Source organism: Coriobacteriia bacterium (assembly GCA_030652115.1).
Classification (GTDB): domain Bacteria; phylum Actinomycetota; class Coriobacteriia; order Anaerosomatales; family Anaerosomataceae; genus UBA6100.
The window spans coordinates 172,877-191,180 of sequence record JAUSBK010000008.1 but is presented as its reverse complement, the minus strand read 5'-3'; the positions used below and the strand labels follow the sequence as shown (position 1 = coordinate 191,180).

The 18,304-nt window shown below is 64.8% G+C and carries 16 protein-coding genes; all 16 read right to left on the bottom strand.

Annotated features, from left to right (window positions below):
• Positions 1 to 122: 122 nt before the first annotated feature.
• On the bottom strand, positions 123 to 2,906 hold the full coding sequence (secA, locus tag Q7W51_07260) for a preprotein translocase subunit SecA (GenBank protein ID MDO8848167.1): 2,784 nt from the start codon (positions 2,904 to 2,906) through the stop codon (positions 123 to 125).
• 297 nt (positions 2,907 to 3,203) lie between these two features.
• Positions 3,204 to 6,512, bottom strand: a complete 3,309-nt coding sequence (locus tag Q7W51_07255) for a BTAD domain-containing putative transcriptional regulator (GenBank protein MDO8848166.1) — start codon at positions 6,510 to 6,512, stop codon at positions 3,204 to 3,206.
• 104 nt (positions 6,513 to 6,616) lie between these two features.
• Complete coding sequence (locus tag Q7W51_07250; GenBank protein MDO8848165.1) at positions 6,617 to 7,171, bottom strand: DUF5317 family protein; 555 nt, start codon at positions 7,169 to 7,171, stop codon at positions 6,617 to 6,619.
• A 2-nt stretch (positions 7,172 to 7,173) separates the two neighbouring features.
• Complete coding sequence (locus Q7W51_07245) at positions 7,174 to 8,382, bottom strand: HDIG domain-containing protein (GenBank protein ID MDO8848164.1); 1,209 nt, start codon at positions 8,380 to 8,382, stop codon at positions 7,174 to 7,176.
• Positions 8,372 to 9,607 carry an HD-GYP domain-containing protein gene (locus Q7W51_07240; GenBank protein MDO8848163.1) on the bottom strand — a complete coding sequence of 412 codons (1,236 nt, stop codon included), beginning with the start codon at positions 9,605 to 9,607 and terminating at the stop codon, positions 8,372 to 8,374. Before Q7W51_07240 ends, Q7W51_07245 begins: the two co-directional genes overlap by 11 nt.
• A 296-nt stretch (positions 9,608 to 9,903) precedes the next feature.
• On the bottom strand, positions 9,904 to 10,569 hold the full coding sequence (locus tag Q7W51_07235) for a hypothetical protein (GenBank protein MDO8848162.1): 666 nt from the start codon (positions 10,567 to 10,569) through the stop codon (positions 9,904 to 9,906).
• Positions 10,570 to 10,777: 208 nt separating this feature from the next.
• A complete protein-coding gene (gene raiA / locus Q7W51_07230; GenBank protein ID MDO8848161.1) occupies positions 10,778 to 11,320 on the bottom strand; it encodes a ribosome-associated translation inhibitor RaiA in 543 nt (180 codons plus the stop codon).
• A 102-nt stretch (positions 11,321 to 11,422) separates the two neighbouring features.
• Positions 11,423 to 11,848 carry a DUF2752 domain-containing protein gene (locus Q7W51_07225; GenBank protein ID MDO8848160.1) on the bottom strand — a complete coding sequence of 142 codons (426 nt, stop codon included), beginning with the start codon at positions 11,846 to 11,848 and terminating at the stop codon, positions 11,423 to 11,425.
• A gap of 10 nt (positions 11,849 to 11,858) precedes the next feature.
• Positions 11,859 to 12,569: a CD225/dispanin family protein gene (locus tag Q7W51_07220; protein MDO8848159.1), complete on the bottom strand. Its 711-nt coding sequence runs from the start codon at positions 12,567 to 12,569 to the stop codon at positions 11,859 to 11,861.
• A gap of 71 nt (positions 12,570 to 12,640) precedes the next feature.
• On the bottom strand, positions 12,641 to 13,402 hold the full coding sequence (locus Q7W51_07215) for an amino acid ABC transporter ATP-binding protein (GenBank protein MDO8848158.1): 762 nt from the start codon (positions 13,400 to 13,402) through the stop codon (positions 12,641 to 12,643).
• A gap of 12 nt (positions 13,403 to 13,414) precedes the next feature.
• Complete coding sequence (locus Q7W51_07210; protein MDO8848157.1) at positions 13,415 to 14,740, bottom strand: ABC transporter permease subunit; 1,326 nt, start codon at positions 14,738 to 14,740, stop codon at positions 13,415 to 13,417.
• 97 nt (positions 14,741 to 14,837) lie between these two features.
• The gene (locus tag Q7W51_07205; GenBank protein MDO8848156.1) at positions 14,838 to 15,713 is read right to left on the bottom strand and encodes a transporter substrate-binding domain-containing protein; all 876 of its coding nucleotides are present in this window, start codon (positions 15,711 to 15,713) and stop codon (positions 14,838 to 14,840) included.
• Between the two features lie 92 nt (positions 15,714 to 15,805).
• On the bottom strand, positions 15,806 to 16,645 hold the full coding sequence (locus tag Q7W51_07200; GenBank protein MDO8848155.1) for an ABC transporter substrate-binding protein: 840 nt from the start codon (positions 16,643 to 16,645) through the stop codon (positions 15,806 to 15,808).
• 313 nt (positions 16,646 to 16,958) lie between these two features.
• Positions 16,959 to 17,249: a putative addiction module antidote protein gene (locus tag Q7W51_07195; GenBank protein ID MDO8848154.1), complete on the bottom strand. Its 291-nt coding sequence runs from the start codon at positions 17,247 to 17,249 to the stop codon at positions 16,959 to 16,961.
• An 11-nt stretch (positions 17,250 to 17,260) separates the two neighbouring features.
• Positions 17,261 to 17,551: a type II toxin-antitoxin system RelE/ParE family toxin gene (locus tag Q7W51_07190; GenBank protein ID MDO8848153.1), complete on the bottom strand. Its 291-nt coding sequence runs from the start codon at positions 17,549 to 17,551 to the stop codon at positions 17,261 to 17,263.
• On the bottom strand, positions 17,544 to 18,296 hold the full coding sequence (locus Q7W51_07185) for a ComF family protein (protein MDO8848152.1): 753 nt from the start codon (positions 18,294 to 18,296) through the stop codon (positions 17,544 to 17,546). The genes Q7W51_07190 and Q7W51_07185 overlap by 8 nt, the downstream gene beginning before the upstream one ends.
• Positions 18,297 to 18,304 lie beyond the last annotated feature (8 nt).

The window sequence follows — 18,304 nt, the reverse complement described above, 5'->3', positions numbered from 1 at the left end:
CTACAACAAGAGCGAACCGACGACGGAACCCGATACTGTGCATGGAAGCCCTCCCCCGTGAACGATCATGGACACCCTGCTCAGTGTCTACCCCGTCGCGCGGCTCTCGCGCGGACTTCAGGCTAGTTCGCCCCGTGGCAGTGCTTGTACTTCTTGCCGCTGCCGCACGGGCAGGGCTCGTTGCGGCCCACGTTGGCGTAGGGGTCTTCCTTGTCCTTCACCACGGTCGCTCCGCCGGGCGTGGCCGGGCGCGCGGCGCCTGCGGCGGCGGCCTTGGCCATCGCCTCGCTCGCTCCCCCGCCCACCTGCGCCATGGCCGACTCGTTGCTCGCAGCCTGCTGACGCGCGCCGCCGAAGATGCTCTGCTCGGAGGGCGCCGAGTAGGTGACCTGGCTCACCTCGGCCGTCTCGGGCACGGGCTCGGGCGCCTTGGCGAGCTGGATGTGCATGATCGTGCGCAGGAAGTCGCGGCCAATCTCACCCACGAGGAACTTGAACATCTCGTAGGCCTCGCCCTTGTACTCGATGAGCGGGTCGCGCTGGCCGATGGCGCGCAGGCCGATGCCGTCGCGCAGGTAGTCCATCTCGAGCAGGTGGTTCATCCACCGCGCGTCGATCACGCGCAGCATCACGTGGCGCTCGAGCGCGCGCAGCTGCTCGCTGCCGAGGGTGGCCTCTTTCGCCTCGTAGGCGGCGAGGATCTTCGCCGAGAGGATATCGCCGAGCTCATACGGGCTGTCGGCCTTGCGGGCCTCGTCGTCCACGAGGGGCAGACCGATGACCTCGACGAGTGCCTCGGCAAGCCCGCTCCAGTCCCACTCCTCCGAGTAGGTCTTCTCCGGGCAGAACTCCGCGGCGATGGACGCCACGGTCTCCTCGATCATCTCCTCCACACGGCCGCGGATGTCCTTGCCGTCGAGGATCTCGTTGCGCTCGGCGTAGATCACCTGGCGCTGCTTGTTCATCACGTCGTCGTACTCGAGCACGTACTTGCGGGAGGCGAAGTTCTGCGCCTCCACCTGCCGCTGCGCGCTCTCGATCGCCTTGGAGACCATGCCCGCCTGTATGGGCATGTCGTCCGGGATGTCGCTTTTGGACATGAAGGTGCTGATGCGGTCCATCCTGCCGCCGCCGAAGAGACGCATCAGGTCGTCTTCGAGCGAGAGGTAGAACTGGGAGAGCCCGGGGTCGCCCTGGCGCCCGGAACGGCCGCGAAGCTGGTTGTCGATGCGGCGCGAGTCGTGCCGCTCGGTGCCGATGACCGCAAGCCCGCCCGCGTCCACGACCTCGATGTGCTCGGCCGCGCAGGTGACCTTGGCGTCTTCGAGTGCCGAGGCCTTCTGCTCCTCGGTGGCCTCCTCGGGCTGCACGCCACGCTCGCGGAGCAGCTCATCGGCGAGGAACTCGGGGTTGCCGCCGAGGATGATGTCGGTGCCGCGGCCGGCCATGTTGGTGGCGATGGTGACGGCGCCCTTGCGGCCCGCCTGCGCGATGATATGCGCTTCCATCTCGTGGAACTTGGCGTTCAAGACCGCGTGCGGGATGCCGCGACGCTTGAGCGCATTTGCTAGCCGCTCCGAGTTCTCGATCGAGATGGTGCCCACCAGGCACGGCTGCCCCTGGTCGTGGCGCTCGGAGATCTCGCCTGACACCGCGTCGAACTTGGCGTCCACGCTGCGGTAGATGAGGTCGTTGCGGTCGTCGCGGACCATCGGGCGGTTGGGCGGGATCACCACCACGGGGAGGTTGTAGATCTCGCGGAACTCCGCGTCTTCGGTCACGGCCGTACCGGTCATGCCGGCGAGCTTGTCGTAGAGGCGGAAGAAGTTCTGCAGCGTGATGGTGGCGAGCGTCTGGTTCTCCTCGCGCACGTGCACGTGCTCCTTGGCCTCCACGGCCTGGTGCAGGCCGTCTGACCAGCGGCGGCCGTACATGATGCGGCCGGTGAACTCATCCACGATGAGCACTTCGCCGTCTTTGACCACGTACTCCACGTCGCGCTTGAAGAGGTGCTGGGCCTTCAGCGCCTGCTGGAGGTGGTTCACCATCTGCCCACTCGGGTCGGCGTAGAGGTCCTCGATGCCGAGGAGCTGCTCCACGCGTGCCACACCGGTCTCGGTGGGAGCCACGGTGCGCTTGGCCTCGTCGAGCTCGAAGTCCTCCTCGATCTTGAGACGCGGCGCGATCTTGGCGAACGACTTGTAGGTGTCCGCCGAGCGCGTGCCGGCGCCGGAGATGATGAGCGGGGTCCGCGCCTCGTCGATCAGGATCGAGTCCACCTCGTCCACGATCGCGTAGTGGTGGCCGCGCTGCACACGCAGCTCGGGACGCGTGACCATGTTGTCGCGCAGGTAGTCGAAGCCGAACTCGCTGTTGGTGCCGTACGTGACGTCCGCCGCGTAGGCGGGCTTGCGGGCCTTGGGGTCCATGCCGCTTTGGATGATGCCCACCTCAAGGCCGAGGAAGCGGTACACGCGGCCCATCCACTCGCTGTCGCGCTTGGCGAGGTAGTCGTTCACGGTGACCACATGCACGCCGTTGCCGGCGAGCGCGTTCAGGTACACCGGCAGCGTGGCCACCAGCGTCTTGCCCTCGCCGGTGCGCATCTCCGCGATATTGCCGCGGTGCAGCACGATGCCGCCGATCATCTGCACGTCGAAGTGGCGCATGCCGAGGGAGCGCTTGGCGGCCTCACGCACGACCGCGAAGGCCTCGGGGAGAAGCTCGTCGAGCGTGGCGCCGCTTGAAACCCGATTGCGGAACTCGTCGGTCTTGCCGCGGAGTTCTTCATCAGTGAGCGGCACGATGGACGGCTCGAACGCGTTGATCTGGCCGACGATGACGTCGTACTCGCGGAACTGCTTGCCCTCACCGGCGGTGAGCAGCTTGGTGAACAGATTAGCCATGAGAAACGATGCTCCTCAGGGGGTGTAGTGAGCGTGGACAAAAGCCAAGAGATTGTAGCACGCAGGGTGCCAAGGGTTGGGCGTGTCGCTTAGGCAGGAGGCCGAGGGTCTGGTGACCCCCGGCCCCGCAGTCAGCCCCAAAGACCTGCGCGCTCGCTCGCACAGCTGTGCCCCTCAGGAGGTCTCCCGACTCCTCACCGCTCCGCTCGCTGGCTACGCACCTGGACCTTTCGGCGGTCTTCCGAACCGCTGCAGGCACAGCCTAGCGCGGCCTTCTTAGCTGGACGTTAACTGAATCTAAACGCCGGGTGCGATCTCGCGAGTCTCCGAGTCCATAGCCAGAACCGCCTCGTAGAGCCTCGTTGTTTCCGTGGAGGGATCGATTCCCAGGTCATCGACGAGCCTCCCTCGGCACGCCATGTAGGTCTCTATGGCCCGGCTGCGTTGTCCCGCGCCAATCTGACACCGCATAGTCCTCTGGTAGATGTCCTCGCGCCACGGGTCGACAACTCCCGCCTTCCTCAAGAACGCAAGCGCCTCCGAGGTGTTTCCTGTAGCCTCGGCGCCTTCTGCGGCCACCAACATCGCATCGCAGAATTCATGCTTCGCCTGCTCACGTACATCCGTGAACCACTCCTCGTAGACATCACCCGGCAGGAAATCACCCGTGTAGACGCCAACGAGACGTCGCGCCGCAACCAGGACGCCGGTGATGTCCTCGCGAGCGTTGGCCGCACGGAGAACCTCGATCGCCTCGCAAAACGCGTCGAGGTCGCTCCTGACGGCGCGGGTAACGCGACACACCCCGCTCGAGCAAAGTGCGTAGCGGCCCGTGATGTCGGCGGAGGATTCACTGCTCAGTGCGCGCTTCATCGCGCTCCATGTGACGTAGAAGTTGCGACGCGCGCGGTCTTCCTCCATTCCCGGCCACAGCCGCTCGAGGATGACATCTCTCGGGAGCTCCTGCCCCCGACCGGCCGCAAGCATCGCGAACAGCAGGCGCACCTTGCGCTTGCGCCAATGCGAGTCCTCGACGACATGCCCGTCCACGGTCACTTCAAATCCGCCGAAGAAGCGAACCGTACACGTCGGGGGAGATGCTGTCTGCGCGCGAGCCGGGTCCTCGGTGCCCCGCGATCGAGCGAGCAACACCTGCCTGTCCTCCGGGCCGATGCTGCCAGCGGCGCAAGCGCACGCGGTATCGATCACCTCCTCAGGAACGAGTCGCAGCATGCGAAGCGGCAGGTTCCCAGGGCTGAAGGCCCGAACAAGCACCCCGAGGAGACCCGGGAATGCACGCACATACATCGCCAACCGCCAGTTGGCGGAGCCGGTGGAGACGTATTCTGCAAAGTGCTGTAAGCCGGCCGTCGCGGACTCGTGTTTGCCCTCCAAGCGGTCAAGCTCCGCTAGGATCATGTGGATGCAGAGGAGGTGCGCATTCGCCTGCGTTCCTTGGAGTTCCTCGGCAGCCCGGGAGGAGACACGCCGTGCACCCCAACGGTCACCCAGCGCAAGCATCGACGCTGCAATCTCGATTTCGGCTGAAAGACGGAGGAGGCGTGCGGACTCACCCACCTCCTGCACTTGCGCCATCGCACTCTCGGCGTGGGCCAACGCCTGCTCACCGGAGTGGGCCGCGCGACAGAGCATCGACTGAAGTATGTGCTCCATCGACTCCCCAACAAGATCACCATGATCTCGCATCGCGCGCTGACAGTCAGCCCACAAGGATGCGGACTCCCGCGAGTCCGAAGGCCAACGAACCCCGGCGAGCGTTCCAAGCGCGTACGCGCCGAGCAGCGAGAGACCCGCGTCTCGAGCGTCCGCCAGTACGCCACGCAGAAGTGATTCAGCTTCGCACAGCGAACCCAACTCCATGTGGGCTACAGCACCGTTCGCACGCAGCTGCAGGACTTGAAGTGGACTGATGCCTGACCAACGACAGGCCTTTAGAAACAGGAGGTTGGCCTCGTCCCATCGCCCATGAAGCAGTCCTGCCACTCCGGCGATGCAGTTGACCGCCCAGACTGCCTCATGCGTGGTCTCCGGGAGTGCATTGAGGGACATGATCGCTTGATTCAGGGTCTCGCCTGACTCGACACAGTCTGCTGACTGCGCGTGGAGTAGCGACGCATAAGCCAGGAACAGACAGTCAGCCGAGGCGCTCAGGTTCGCGCGAAGTGGCCCACTCAGCTCGTTGAGAGCCGCCCCGGCCATCGGCAGATCAGCATAGTCGATTGCCAGGCGCACCTCGAAGAGCAACGCTCGGGCCTGTGTCTCGAAATCCGCATCAGCCTCCGCGATACGCTGTGCAAGCTTCGCATGCATCAGCGCCTCGTCTCTGCGCTCTTGCTCCCGCATCGTGGCCGACCTGAGGAGCAGTAGCCGCGCACTCGAGGACAGTGTCATCGGAGGGATCTTCCGGAGACATCGTTCCACCGTGGACGATCCACACTGATGCAGCAGACTCATGCCGTGGTTCTCGCACCACTCCGATGCCTCGTCACCGGTACAAGCTGCCCATAAGGTACCGGCAACTCGCGAGTAGTCCCTGGTATGGGTCATGCGCGCTAACGCAGACGCCCTAAGCGATGCACAGTCAAGCGAATCCAATCGACGAGCCGCCTCAAACAGAATCGCCTCGCGCAAGACCGCGTGAATCCTGAAGTCCACGGGGCTACCGTCAACATCCACAACCGCCTTCAGTAGTGGCGCCAGATCTTGCAGGGCAAACCAGTCACATCCTCCAAACCCTGCCTGCTCCACACAGCTGTTCAACTCCGAAGCCGGGCCCTCGTGAAGCAGCGCGGCACAGTACGCGTCTTGCAGAGTACTGACGTCACACTCCGCGACAAGCCTGCGTGTGTACCATACGAGGTCCTGCGGTGGATCGACCGCATCGTCGATGCGTCCGTGCCTAGCCATTAGCGATGTTAGGGCAGGATGGCCGGAGAAACGATCCATGAGCTGAAGCGCCCGAGACTCGGCAATCACGCCCTCGCCTGCGAGCATGATTAACTCAACAACCTCAGAAGAATCGAACCGCAATTCATCGTGGCCAATCAGCCACAGAAGAGACGGGCTGGACACGCGTGTGTCATCGGCGATAGCCCTGCATGTGATTAACACCCTGCTCGCCTGCGAGGTGCACCTACGAAGCAGGTCCGCAAGGCCCTGCAGTGAGCGTAGCTCCTCCACACGGTTCGCACCGTCGAGCACTATGTCAATTACGCGACCGGTGTGACATGAGAGCCCGTTCCGGATGCGCAGCATGACGTCGCCGTGGGCGACGTCTGGACTGAATTGCGGAAGAGCCTCAGCCGCCGTACTGGATGTCCCGGCGCCGGGAACCAGTGCCTCCGCGACGCGTCCTAGCCATTCGTCCGTGCGCATGTCCAGGTCGTACAGTGGCACCCACAGCGCAGAATCCGCGCGCGACTCTCCCGCAAGCTGTGCTGCTAGGACGCTCTTGCCATACCCGGGTGGCGCGCACACAACCGTGAGCGCCGGGCAGCCGAGCCGAGCGGCATTCAGAATGTGCTTGCGCTTGACGACCGGACCGAAATTCGGAATACCGCGCGAGACGGCCTCCACCCCTGCCATTGTTCCCCCCTAAGAACTGGCTCTGGAGACCCCGAGAGGCTATGCGCTATTTCACCGCATGATTAGCAGCAGCGCAACAGTCAACCCGAATAGGACGCGTCACGCTAGACAACTTGGACGCGACCACCCTTGCAGGCGGCGAACACCCAGCCTCCAAGTCCCAGCGCAAGCAGAAGATCACCGACGCTTAGCACGCCTCGCTGCCAGGGAGGTCCCGGCACGGCTATCACATCGGCGAGAAGCAGGAGCGCCGTGTCCTCCGTCATCTCTTCGTGCAGGCAGTCGTTCGCGAGGGCTTCGCGCGAGGCCACCCGGGTGGCACCAATCTCCGAGGCCGCCCGGATGTCCACAGGCATCGCCTGATTGAGGCCGATCACGAGGATGTTGGCTGCAATCCCGAGCGCGGCAAAGCCAAGCATCCAGCGGCGCGGGGCGTTCAACATCAGCACTGCAGCGAGACTCGCCATCATGAGCAGCCAGATGATGATGCTCAAGGCGCACTCAAGGCCCAGACGAGCAGACACTCCGGGCCAGAGCAGCTGTGCCGGGAGAAGCAGGAGCAGCGCCCACTCACCCTTCAGCGGCTCCTGCGCGAGGTTCTTGAGGGAGCCACCCGCGGCGAGGGACAGAGCCAGACCCACGATGATGATCTCGGCCATGATCACCGAACCGCACCGACCCTCGCGTGCGGGTTTCGGACAACGTCATTGAGAATCTCCAGCACGCGGCCGCTCAGGCCGCCGGACTCCTCGATCAGCTCGTCGAGCGCCTGCTGGGCACCGACATTCGCTCGAAGTCGATCGTAGTGAGAACATACTCGGACGATCTCGGCACCGACGGGTTGGCGTGCAGCGTCGTCCTCGCATGGACGCTCAATCAGCGGTGCCACATCTTCAAGAAACGGGATCGAAGTCACGATCTCGGCCCCTCGGTGTGCATGAACTCCGCTCATGTCATCGCCCACATCGCCCATCCGGCCGATGTCGTGAAGCAACGCAGCGTAACCGATGCGCTCCAACTCCCGGCTCGACAGCCCCATCCGGCGACCGACCGCGACCGCAAGGTCCGCAACACGCCGGGCGTGTCCGGAGTCATGCGGTCGATCCAACTCCGCCGCATGCGCGAGCGCACCGATCGTGTCGGCGTAGCCTCTGCGGATCCGCAGATACAGGTTGAAGCTGTTCTGCAGAATCAGCGTGAGCAGCAGAGCAATAGGGAAAGCCCACGAAGCCGACTCGGCATAGAGGCGCACCGCTACTGCCGCCATCGCTAGGTGCACGAGGTACATCGTCGCCAGGGGGCGCTGCAGCGTTGCGATGCCCTGGATCACCGGCAGACCGCCTGCGATGCGCTGCTGGACCGCCATCGTGAGGATGTCCAGCCCCGAGTACATCATCCCAGCCACCAGCAGCCACATGATCAGGGTATCGTCGTGAGCTGTCGCGCTCAGAGATCGATGGAGTACCAGCTGCCAGGGCGCCATCAGGGCTAGTACGGCAGTAGCGCGTGTCGCATCTAGAGCGCGCGAGACGGCCGCCGGTCTCGATGATTGCGAGAACCGCGCAATCGACTCAACGACTCCGGCCAGCGCGGATGCAGCCACCGCTACAGTGATGTCCGCTACCGCCAGGGCGACCAGTCCGACCACCAGCGTCACATAGACGTCGTCACCCTGCGGGAGCCGAATAGTGAGGAGTCGGGTGGCGAAGAACGCGGCGGCGAGACCCGCGGCGAGAGCGGGGTCAAACCCCATATCACGACCAGGCCAGATGGCCGCGATCGCAAGGAATCCAAGGCCGATCAGCGCGGTGAGATACCAGAGCTGGCGTGGGGTTCTTGAGGCATGCAGGGGGTTGGGATCACGCCTCATGCGGCATCCCCACTTCCTGACCGTCGGCGAGCATCGAAGTGAACTGCAGAGCCATGTTGCGGTCGAGTTGCGTGCCCGCAACCCGCTCAATCTCGACGATCGCCTGCTCTTGTGTCATCGCTGGGCGATAGGCCCGATTCGACGTCATCGCGTCATAGGAGTCCGCGACGGCCATCACTCGAGCAAGTAGCGGAATGTCCACGCCAGCCAACCCATCAGGGTACCCGGCCCCGTCGTAACGCTCGTGGTGATGCCGGATGACGGGCACGATGTCTGCGAGGAACTCGACATCACTGACAAGCTCACTGCCCAGCACAGGGTGCCGTCGAATGAGCCGGACCTCCTCGGCGCTGAGTTGCATCGGGGAGCTCAGCGTGTCCAGCTCGATGCCGATCTTCCCTACGTCGTGGAGCAGGGCCGCGCGCTCGAGCAGATCCAGCTGTGCTCGTGGCAGACCAAGGTGATCCCCGAGCCTACGCGTGTAGACCGCGACGCGTTCCGAGTGACCCCGCGTGTAGGGGTCTTTGGCCTCGATTGCCGTCACCAGAGAACGCACCGTTGAGGCGTACGCCTCGGACAATTCAACGTACACGCGGAACGTTCGCCGAGCGGCCAGGAAGGGTAGCACCAAGAGCAGAACGCCTAGCCACGAGGATAGACTCATCAGGTGCGCCATGACGTAGCCGAGCAGTGCGAGGACGACGAGACTAACCCAATAGGCGGCAGGTTCAAGAGCCCTGATAGTCATCTTCGCGCTCATGCCTGTCTTGAGGGCGACCCCCACGCCAACAAGCACGAGATTACACGCGAAGAAGACCGTGGTTGCCGCAAGAGGCGCCAGCAGGCCGCTGCCGACAGTCACGTCCGCCGGCGGGCCTAGTTGGAGCAGATGACCCCCGATACTCTCGTAGACGAGACCAGCAATCATGCACGCGAGAGCAATCTGCGCACCATTGCCAATGATCAGTAGCGCCGGCTTATGCTCGCGCACCTCCTGCAGTGAGAATGCGCACAGACACCCAACGAAGCCTGCACCAACTGGACCTGAGTAGACGAGTGCGGCGAAAAGGGCCGCATAGGCCATGGATATGGAAGTGGCGAACGGAAGCTCGGCCGCCACACTGCTCAATGCGAGAACAACGCCACCAAGGACAAGCAGCGGCCGCCAGTCAGTCACAGGATGCGTGGGTACAACAAGAGCCGCCACGCCGCCAGCCAGCAGCACGATCGCCCAAACATATAGTCTCATTCGTGTGGGAATCATGTTGATCCACCACACGACGTACTTGGGCCAACGCCGATGGGTAAAGCACTTACCACTTCCAAACAGCGCCGCCGCCCATGACGAGAGCAGCAAGCGAGGCGAGCAAAAAGGCGATACGCTTCATGTGAGAAGACCCCCTGTCTAGGTGGTGTCTTCTCCCATCCCGCTAGTGACGGAAGAACCCTGTCCGCTCCGCTCAGTAGGTTGCTGACAGTGTTCCAACGGATTGCCACGGCGTTGGCCCAAACTGGGATCATCTATGGGGTTGTCAAGAAGCCGAGCCGCCGGTTAATGGCATCGAGCGTGGCTCGGACGATGGAATCTTTGTCATTCTGGCGCACGAGCGCGGAGCCCGCAAACGCCTGCTCGCCCAGCGAGGTCACGAGCACCACGCACGCGCAGGCGATGCTCTCCCTACCCAGGCGGATGATCTCCACATCTTCGAGCGCGAAGGTGAACGCGCCCTGCAGGTACTGCGCGATGGCATCGAGCGTGGCTTCGGCCACCAGGCGCTCCCGCCCGGTACGGCTCGCCGGCCCGGTAGCGCGGCCCACGAACAGCTCGCCCTCGAGCTCGAGCGCCACCGAGATGTTCACGTAGACGCCCGCTACCTCAACGTTGATGTTCTTGATCTGCGCCCGTGCCTTGAGCTTGGCGGACTCTGTGGTGATAGGCACGGACTCCTGCCCCAGCTGGGCGATGGAGATCTTCTTGTGGTCGATGGCGATGCCAAAGGCAGCCATGAGAGTGGACTCGATATCGCGCACCAGCTGCTTGGGCGCCTTGGAGGGCAGCGCGAGAACGTGGATCTCGTCTATGAACCCGTCGGACGACGTGACCACGCGCACTGCACGAATCTCGGACACTTGGCCGAGCGCCTCTTCGATCTCGCCAATAAGGGCGCTCGAAACGACGTGCTCCATTCGTTCTCCTAGCATCAGCTGCCACCACGACTACGACTGGAGTGAATGTGCGCAACTGGTGAAGCTCACATCACAATATGTGCGTCCAATGGACGCTGTCAACCGACCCTTGGTTAAGGATGCATCAACTTTCCGCTGGTAACAGGCCGGAAATGGAGAAGGCGCGGGCTCTGGCCCGCGCCTCTCGCCTCGCCCCTCAAGGGGGCTGTCACGCTGATGTGATGAGCCCGTAGTCGCCGTCGTTGCGGCGGTACAGAACGTTGGTCCCTTCCGTGTCCTCGGATCGGAAGACGAAGAAGTCGTGGCCCAGGAGTTCCATCTGCAGAATCGCCTCATCGGTGCTCATCGGCTTGGTGGCAAGCGTCTTGGTCTTCACGATGGCCGGCTCGTCAAGCTCTTCCGGTGCGGGAGCGGGCGCAATCGCGGCCGCCGACACGCCCTTGGTGTGCCGGTCCACGGTCTTGTCCTTGTACCTGCGCACCTGGCTCTCGAGCTTCTCACTTACCAGGTCGATGGCGGCGAAGAGATCCGATGCCGCCTCCTTGGCCCGGATCACGTGCCCCTTGGTGTAGACCGTTACTTCGGCGACCTGACCCTTCTCTATAGACTTGTTGCGCTCGGTGTAGAGCTCTACTTCTGCGCTCATGAGCTGACTGTTCAGAATCTTCGTGACGCGCCCGATCTTCTCCTCGGCGTACTCCCGGATAGCAGGGGTAACGTCCATGCGGCGGCCCTTCACGATCATCTGCATACCGTGGCCTCCTTAGTAGAGTCCGGACACTATGAACATACCCGCGCCGCCGCCGATGAGGCACCCCTGGAGCGGGTATCTCCGCGGAATCTCCATGCCGCGCTAGAACGGCGCCAGGTACGTGAACGGCGCAAAGGGCAGATTGCGCGCGACCCAGAACACGAGCACCCCGATGCCGAACGCCCACACGAGCGCGGGTGGCCAGCGCAGGCGCGGCCACAGGCGCACGCCGAACGCCTCGAGTGCGTCGCGCACGATGCCCACGAGCACCGGTCCGACCGCCACGACCGCGAACGCGTTCTGCCGGAGCGCGGTGACCAGATCGCCCTGCACGAGCGCGAGCATCGCGCGACGGGTGCCGCACCCGGGGCAGTAGAGGCCGGTCAGCGTGCGCAACGCGCACTCGGGAACGAGCCTTCCCACCGCCGGTACGAGAATCGCCACCACCGCGCCCACGGCGATGCCGAGGAACAGCAGCGCCCGGGCGCGTTCCGCCGCGCCCGGTGTGGTGGGTGCCGGTTGGCTCATCGCGCTCCTGCTAGTAGGTGTAGTAGTAGGGCGTGGTGGTGGTGTTCGTTTCGGCGGTCGTATACCCGATGATGCCGGACACGATGATCCAGACGATGCCCACGGCCGCCGCGATGGACGCCCACATGTTGGCCTTCTTGGCGGCCTGCTGTGAACCGGCGTAGTCGCCCATCGCCCACTTCTTGTCCACCTGCGTGGCGTACACGATCGACACGATGCCGAGCGGCAAGCAGCACAGGATCGTCACGGCGATGGCGTTGCCGAGGCCGGACTTGGGCGGCTGCGTCGGCGGCTGAGTGTAGCCGTACTGCTGCGGGGGCGGGTACTGCTGTGGGGGTGCCGCGTACTGCTGCGGCGGGGCGTACGCCGGTTGCTGCGGCGGCGGGGCGTAGGCCGGTTGCTGCGGCGGCGGGGCGTACTGTGGCGCGGCCATAGGGACGGGCGCCGCAACAACGGGAGCCTGCGGCGCTGCGGGCGCGACCGGGACTGGTGTGACCGGCGGCGGCGACTCGGGTGCCGGCGGGACGGCTGCTACGGGCGGCGGACCTGCATCGGCCATGCCGGCCGCAGTCTGCTCGTCGACCTGCGCGCTCGCCGCGCTGCCAGACGCCTCGGCATCAAAGGTATCGGGTTCCTCCCCAGCACCGAGTGACTGACCGCAGTTCGCGCACGTTACAACGTTCTCGACGTTCTCCGCGCCACACCACTTGCACGCGCCCATGGGGGCCTCCCCTGCCTCACGGACCACCGCTGATGCAGGGAGTATTCCCGTTCGGCCACGCGACACCACACTTATGAGATGTGGCCGAGGAAGTCCTTCGTGCGCTCGTTCCGCGGATGGTCGAACACCTCGGAGGGAGTGCCCTCCTCCACGATCACGCCGCCGTCCATGAACACGGCGCGGCTCGCCACATCGCGGGCAAAGCCCATCTCGTGGGTGACCACGAGCATCGTCATGCCAGCCTTGGCGAGTTCCTTCATGACGTCGAGCACGCCGCGCACGAGCTCCGGGTCGAGTGCCGAAGTGACCTCGTCGAAGAGCATCACGTGCGGGTCCATCGCAAGCGCGCGGGCGATCGCCACGCGCTGCTGCTGGCCGCCGGAAAGCTGCGCCGGGAAGTAGTCCACGCGGTCGCCAAGGCCCACGCGCTCGAGTTGCTCGAGCGCGATGCGCTCGGCCTCGTGCTTTGAGCGGTTGAGAACCTTGCGCTGCGCCAGCATCACGTTGTCTTTGGCCGTGAGGTGCGGGAACAAGTTGAACTGCTGGAACACCATGCCGATGCGCTCGCGCACCTCGTTGATGTTCGTCTTGGGGTCGTTCACCTTGATGTCCTCGAGCCAGATCTCCCCGCCGGTGGGCTCCTCGAGCCGGTTCACGCAGCGAAGCATCGTCGACTTGCCCGAGCCGCTCGGCCCGAGAATGACCACAACCTCGCCCTTCTGCACGTCCATGTCCACGTCGCGGAGCACTTCAACCTCGCCGAAGCACTTCCTGAGGTTGCGGATCCGGACGATCGGGCCGCTGTACGCGGGGGTGGTGGTGTGTTCGCTCATCGTCATCGCCCCCTATCGGCCGGTCGCGTGTCGGTGGGCAGCATCGTCGATCCTGAGTTTCTCCGCTGCAGCAGCCTCGGCAGCGGCCTTCTTGGCCGCAGCTGCCGCGAGGTTGTCCTTCTCGCTCTTCTCGAAGGTGGCTGCGCCGCCACCCTCCGAGCGCGCGAGCCGGTTCTCGAGCTGCTGGACGAGACGGCCGAGCGGGATGGTGATCACGAGGTAGAAGCCCGCGGCGAGCAGGTACGGCGAGACGTTGAGCGTGCTCGACGCCACTTCACGCGCCCTCATGACCATCTCACCCATACCAACGGCCGCGAACAGCGACGTGTCTTTGAACAGCAGGATGAACTCGGACATCATCGTCGGCAGGATGCGCCGCACTGTCTGCGGGATGATCACAAAGGTCATGGCGGCGGCGGTGGTCATGCCGAGCGAACGCGCCGCTTCCATCTGCCCCTTGCTGATGGACTGGATGCCCGCGCGGAAGATCTCGGCCATGTATGCCGCCGAGTTGAAGCTCAAGACCACGAACGCCCGGATCCACATGGAGTTGTCCACGCCGAACAGGCCGCTCTCGTTGATCGCAGGCACCGCCTTGACGAGCGCCTGCCACGGCGGCAGAAGCGTGAGGCCGAAGAACACGAGCAGGATCTGCAGGAAGATCGGCGTGCCGCGGATGAAGTCCACGTAAAGCGTTGCCGGCATGCGGAACCATCGGCTCTTCGCCATCTTCATGAAGGCGAGCATGAGGCCGCCCGGAATCGCCAGCCCGAAGGAGACGAGCACCGCCACAAGCGAGATGGGGAAGGCCGCCAACACAATGGGGAATGCCTCGGCAATGATCTTCGGCGAGGCGTAGAGATGCGAGATCTTGCCCGCTTCCCACCAGTCGAGTCCGCCGAGGATGCCCGTGCGCCCCACGGTGAACGTCACATCGGAGCCTCCGACGGTGATGACGTCCCCGTCCGCGAGCGTGGGTGTCCCCTCGATCTCGTCGCCGTTGAGCAGCACCGGCGTGGGGCTGGTCTCCTCGGCGCTGAGGACCCACTCGCCCTTGCCCAGTCCGGCACCGGCCGGCGTGCGGACGATCGTAGCGGCGAGGTTGTCGTCGATCTCGGCAAGATCGGCGACCACGTTGGTCTGCGACTTGCCGATGGTGATCTCATCGCGCGTGGGCGAGATCACGTAGATGTCGCTTACGGTGCCCTTCTTGCCGCGCGGCGCATTCCGCTCGAAGAGCACCCGTTCCGGACCGGTCATCGTGAGTAGCATCGCGACCAGCACCACCGCGACGATCCCCGCGACCACGTACCCCACCGAATTGCGGAACTTCGACATCGCGGGCCCTCCTACGACGGGCTCGGACAAATGACAGGGCCGACGGCTCTAAGAGAACCGCCGGCCCCAAGTCTACCGCAGTGTTACCGCTCGGCCACTACTCGGCCTTCTTGACCGCCAGCGACTGGTTCGAGTTGATGTACGGATCGGAGAAGTCGACCGACTGCTTGCGCTCGTCAGTGATCGTCATCGCCGAGGCGACCAGATCGAACTCGGTACCGGCCTGAACGCCCGTGATGAGCGCGTCGAACTTGTAGCTCTTGAACTCGACCGTGAGGCCGAGCTTCTCGCCGATCGCATTCAGCAGGTCGACGTCGAAGCCCACCGTCTCGCCACCCTCGACGTTCTCGAACGGCGGGAACGCGGTGTCGGAGCCGACGACGATCTTGCCGGCGGTGATCAGCGCGGGAGCATCCGCGGGCTTGGCGGTCACGCCGCTCTCAGCCTCGGGATACGACATCGGGGCTGCGCCGAACCAGGTCTCGTAGACCTCGTCGTACGTGCCATCGGCGATGCACTCGGCAAGCGCCCAGTTGACGGCGTCGCGGAGCGCGGCGTCGTCTTTGTTGAATGCAAAGCCATAGGTCTCGTCGGTCTTGATCTCTTCAACGATCTCGAGGCCACGGGTCTCGTCCTTGACGATGTCCTGGCTGATCGGAAGGTCGTTGATAACGCCGTCAACGTCGCCAGCCTGCAGCGCCGAGAAGGCAAGCAGGATGTCGTCGTAAGGAACGACCTCGACACCGTTGGGCTCGAGGTTTTCCTTGGCCCAACCCTCGCCCGTGGTACCAGACTGGACGCCGACCTTGTCGCCTTCGCCGAGATCGTCAACGCTGGTGATCGCAGCGCGCTCGGTGGTTTCGGTGCCCTCGTCCGTGTCCTCGCCATCGTCCGTGCAGCCGCTCAGCGCAACCATGCTGAGCGCCAGCGCGAAGACCAGGAACAGCGCAACGAACTTCTTGGTCTTGCTCATGGAGCCTCCTTCATCTGCTTGCGACGAGCGCCTTCCGGCACCCCCCTTTGACTACCGTGAATGACTATACCGCAAAGGTGCGAGGCGAAGCGTCAGTTCGTGGATTCCTCGACCGGCACCTCGAGCGACGGAAGATGCCCCAACCACTTGGTGCGGATCGTGTCGAGAGTGCCGTCGGCGGCGAGCGCGTCCACGGCCTCCCGGATGACGGCCTCAAGTTCGGTGGCGTCTTTCTTGACCGCGATGCCGAGCGGCTGCGCCGCCCCGAACTGCCCGACGAACGATACGCGGGCGTAGTCGCGCGCGATGTAGGCGCCGACTGCCGAGTCGCCTACGACCAGATCGACCTCGCCTGCCTCAAGCGCGTCGAATGCTGCCTTGAGCGACGGGTACTGGGTCGCAAAGCCCTCGCCGTAGTCGCTCTCGAGCGTCCAGAACGCGGGGCTTCCCTGCTGCGCGGCAATGCGCTTGCCCGGGAGGTCCGCTGCAGTGAGTGTGGTGGGTACTGAGTCGGTCGCTACCACCGAGAAGATGCCGGGGCCGTCGATCAGGTACGAGCCGGCGGTGGATACGTCGGCCGTCACTGCGTCGGTGATCGAGATCCCGCCGAGCGCGATGTCGACCGTACCATCGTTGAGCGCCTCGGCCAGCTCGCTGGGCTTCACGTCCACGAGCTCCACCTTGAGGCCAAGCCGCTCGGCGATCGCGGCGGCAATGTCCACGTCTATGCCGGCGTTCTTGTCGTTGTCCACACCCGCGAACGGCGGATAACCGAGGTCGACACCCACCTTGAGGACGCCTTCGGTGGAGATCACAGGCGGAGCGACCTTGGGCTGGAGCGCAGGCTCCTCGGCCTCCTTCTTGCAGCCGGCCATCGCAAGAACGAGCGCGGCGGCGAGAACGATCGCGAGCAGGCGACGTGCGGTTGTCATGCGGCTCCCTTCGGCTGTGCCCCTCGATGCTTTCACCCGGCTGACCTGGTCTTTGGCCCCACACCCGCATACCGGAGCTTCCGCAAGACTGGGTCTCACTACCGGCCCTCTCGCCCGCAGCGACCTCTCGGCTGCCGCGGACGGTACGACTTACCCCTAAGGCGCGCCATGCTCACGACGAGGCTTGGCCTCGCGCTTACGTGGGTCCTTTCGGCCGCGCCTACCTTGGACTAGGACGCTTGCGCGCCCGCAACCACAGACCCGGGTGAAAGCAAGAAGAAGTGTAACAGGCCGTGACGACAGGCGCGCGCAGCTAGGTCGTCACGTGCAGCTTGAGCCCGAAGGAGCGGATCACCTTGTGCACCGTGGCGAACTCGGGGTTGCCCGAGCTGGACAGCGCCTTGTAGAGGCTCTCGCGACCGAGTCCGGTCTCGCGCGAGACACTCGTCATGCCTTTGGCGCGAGCGACGTCGCCGAGGGCAGCTGCCAGCAGGACCGGATCGTCCTCCTCGAGGACCAAGTCGAGATACCGGGCAATCGCCTCGTCGGAGTCGAGGTGGTCGACAACGTCCCAGGGGTAGGTCTTCAGCTTATGCTTCCGCACTCTCTTGCTCCTCACGGTCGCCACGCCAGTTCCTGTGCCCGCCTGATGTCGCGCTGCTGCGTCGACTTGTTACCGCCAGCCAGCAGCACAACCACCTGATCACCTCGCCAGGTGAAGTACAGTCGGTAGCCCGGCCCGCAGTCGATCCTCATCTCCCAGACGCCGCCGCCGACCGGCTTCACATCGCCCGGATTACCCACCGACAGACGGCGCAGTCTCATCACGATGCGGTCTCTGGCATCCGGGTCCTTGAGTTGCCTCAGCCAGTCGCGGAAGTCCCGGGTCTGTCGAACCTCAATCAAGCGACGCTCCTTCGGATTGTATCCTTTCGGATACGCTCACGCAAGCGACGTGCTCGCACGCGCGTGCAACCGCAAGCGCCCGTACCTCGGCCACGCCCGCACCGCGCAGCACACGAGCGGCGGCATCGAGTGTGGCGCCGGTCGTGAACACGTCGTCGACGAGCACGACCCGCTCGGGCAGCGACGCGCCGGCTGCGATCTCGCGCGGCCCGGCCAGCCTGAACGCGGTCGCACGGTTCGCGAAGCGTGCTTCCCTGCCGAGGGCCCGCTGGTCGGCACTGCCCGTGGCGCGCAGCAGGCACTGCACCTCGGCGCCTGTGAGCCGCCCGAGCGCACGCGTGATGTCCGCGGCGTGGTCGAAACCGCGTCGGCGCACCGCCGCAGGCGAAGCTGGCGCAGGCACGAGAACGGCTCCCGGCGCGAGCCAGCCGTCAGCAGCTGTCGCGAGCAGCTCCGCCAGGACGGCGGCATAGCGGCGCTCGCCGCTGTCCTTGAGCATCACGACGGCACGCGAGACCGGGGGCTCGAGGCGCGCGGCACAGCGCGCTACCGAGAACGCGAACGCACGACCGCGGCACTCGGCGCACGGACCAGACGCGCCGAGCATCGGCGCCCCGCAGCGCGCACACGCCGAGCCGGGATCGATGAGCGGAAGCGTCCCGCGACAGGCATCGCACAGGAGCGTGCCCGGACGGTCGCAGCCGGCGCACCTCGGCGGGAAGATGAGATCGAGGATGCCGCCCATGCTCGCCC

Bases quoted from the DNA above. Each gene is read 5' to 3' on its own strand.
- secA (MDO8848167.1), bottom strand. From the start codon at position 2,906: ATGGCTAATCTGTTCACCAAGCTGCTCACCGCCGGTGAGGGCAAGCAG.
- Q7W51_07185 (MDO8848152.1), bottom strand. From the start codon at position 18,296: ATGGGCGGCATCCTCGATCTCATCTTCCCGCCGAGGTGCGCCGGCTGC.
- Q7W51_07200 (MDO8848155.1), bottom strand. From the start codon at position 16,645: ATGACAACCGCACGTCGCCTGCTCGCGATCGTTCTCGCCGCCGCGCTC.
- Q7W51_07210 (MDO8848157.1), bottom strand. From the start codon at position 14,740: ATGTCGAAGTTCCGCAATTCGGTGGGGTACGTGGTCGCGGGGATCGTC.
- Q7W51_07205 (MDO8848156.1), bottom strand. From the start codon at position 15,713: ATGAGCAAGACCAAGAAGTTCGTTGCGCTGTTCCTGGTCTTCGCGCTG.
- raiA (MDO8848161.1), bottom strand. From the start codon at position 11,320: ATGCAGATGATCGTGAAGGGCCGCCGCATGGACGTTACCCCTGCTATC.
- Q7W51_07255 (MDO8848166.1), bottom strand. From the start codon at position 6,512: ATGGCAGGGGTGGAGGCCGTCTCGCGCGGTATTCCGAATTTCGGTCCG.
- Q7W51_07215 (MDO8848158.1), bottom strand. From the start codon at position 13,402: ATGAGCGAACACACCACCACCCCCGCGTACAGCGGCCCGATCGTCCGG.
- Q7W51_07225 (MDO8848160.1), bottom strand. From the start codon at position 11,848: ATGAGCCAACCGGCACCCACCACACCGGGCGCGGCGGAACGCGCCCGG.
- Q7W51_07235 (MDO8848162.1), bottom strand. From the start codon at position 10,569: ATGGAGCACGTCGTTTCGAGCGCCCTTATTGGCGAGATCGAAGAGGCG.
- Q7W51_07245 (MDO8848164.1), bottom strand. From the start codon at position 8,382: ATGAGGCGTGATCCCAACCCCCTGCATGCCTCAAGAACCCCACGCCAG.
- Q7W51_07220 (MDO8848159.1), bottom strand. From the start codon at position 12,569: ATGGGCGCGTGCAAGTGGTGTGGCGCGGAGAACGTCGAGAACGTTGTA.
- Q7W51_07250 (MDO8848165.1), bottom strand. From the start codon at position 7,171: ATGGCCGAGATCATCATCGTGGGTCTGGCTCTGTCCCTCGCCGCGGGT.